The sequence below is a fragment of the Rhodopseudomonas pentothenatexigens genome (assembly GCF_900218015.1).
Lineage (GTDB): Bacteria > Pseudomonadota > Alphaproteobacteria > Rhizobiales > Xanthobacteraceae > Rhodopseudomonas > Rhodopseudomonas pentothenatexigens.
Window position 1 is genome coordinate 1 of record NZ_UFQQ01000063.1, and the last position, 1,495, is coordinate 1,495.

General features: G+C 62.9%; 1 protein-coding gene. It reads right to left on the reverse strand.

Annotated elements, in window-relative coordinates:
- Positions 1 to 71 precede the first annotated feature (71 nt).
- Positions 72 to 1,442 (reverse strand): IS1182 family transposase, encoded by a 1,371-nt coding sequence (locus DWA33_RS24805; protein ID WP_114361129.1) that lies wholly within the window; start codon positions 1,440 to 1,442, stop codon positions 72 to 74.
- Positions 1,443 to 1,495 lie beyond the last annotated feature (53 nt).

The following is a 1,495-nucleotide window of genomic DNA, read 5'->3' on the forward strand; positions in this document are numbered from 1 at the left end:
CAGACCGCTGACAAACCCCGTCGATTTTCGGCGGGGTTTTATTTTTGGCGAGTGGCGCAGCGCCCGGTGTCTCAGGCTGGCGCTGGGATCGGCTTGGGTGCCAGCGCCAGGGCGATTTTCTTGATGTTCTGGGCGGCGGCGGCAAGCAGGCACTGGCATTTGAGGGCCACTAGGCCTCTGAAGCGCGCATAGCGGTGGCCATGGAGCTGCTTGGCGTCGGCAAAGGAGCGTTCGACAGTCTCCTTGCGGCGTTTGTAGATGCGCTTGCCCCAGGGCGTTAGGCGATTGGCGTCGGTGCGCTCGCGAGCCTCGGCCCAGACGTGGCGGGTGATCAGTCGAACGGCGTTGCGGTTCGATGTGCACGAGGACAGCATCGGACAGGTTTTGCAGATCGTCGGATCGCTCTTGTAGTGACGATAGCCGGTGCGGTCGGTAGTGGCGTAGCCGAGCAATTGCCCCTGCGGGCAACGATAGCCGTCCAGCTCCGCCTCGTAGGTGAAGGCCTTGTTCGGCATCATGCCGGGCCGCGGCGGGGTTGGCCGGCGATAGCCGATGACGCCCGGAATGTTGCGCTGTTCCAGGCCGTGGGCGATGCCTGAGGTGGCATAGCCGGCGTTGAGACCGACGGCGGCGACCTCAAAGCCGAAGCGTTGCCGTTGGCGATCGAGCCGGCCGAGATAGACGATCGAGTCGTGGACGTTGGCCGGCGTGGCGTGTGTATCGGTGATGATCCCGAGCCGGCCATCGACGGTGCGATGGTCGAGATAGAAGAAGCCCTTCGGCTTGCCCTCCCGCACCATGTAGCCGGCATCCGGATCGGTGCGCGAGACCTTGGTTTCTTTCTCGACCGGCCGACGTTCCTTCTGTGGCAATGGCTTCTTGCCGTGCGCCGCGCGGTCCTCCTCGATCGCGGCGTCCAGATCCTCCCAGTAATCGGCCCTCGACTTGGCAACCACCGCCGTGTCGTAGCGGTTCTTGTTGGCGTTGGCCTTCAGATGCGTGGAGTCGGTGTAGAGCACCGTGCCGTCGACCAGCCCCTTGGCGATCGCCTGCGTCACGATCGCATCGAAGATGTCCTGCGCTACAGATGTGTCGTTGTAGCGCCGCCGCCGGTTCTGGCTCAGCGTCGAGGCGTCGAACACCGGATCAGTCAGCTTCAGCCCCAAAAACCAACGATAGGCGACATTGACCTCGATCTCCCGGACCAACTGCCGCTCCGACCGGATGCCGAACAGGTAGCCGATGAACAGCGCCTTGAACATCAGCGTCGGATCGAGCGGCGGCCGGCCGTTGTCCGAGCAATACAGTCCGGCGACCCGTTCGTGGATGAACGAGAAATCGATCACCGCGTCGATCTTGCGAAGCAGGTGATCCTTCGGAACCAGACCGTCGAGACTGACCATCTCGATCGAAGTCTGTTGCGGTGAGGGTTTGCGAAGCATCCCCCATGGAATCAAAAGCCCCCGCCAATGGCGAGGACTTTGTCAGCAGTCTG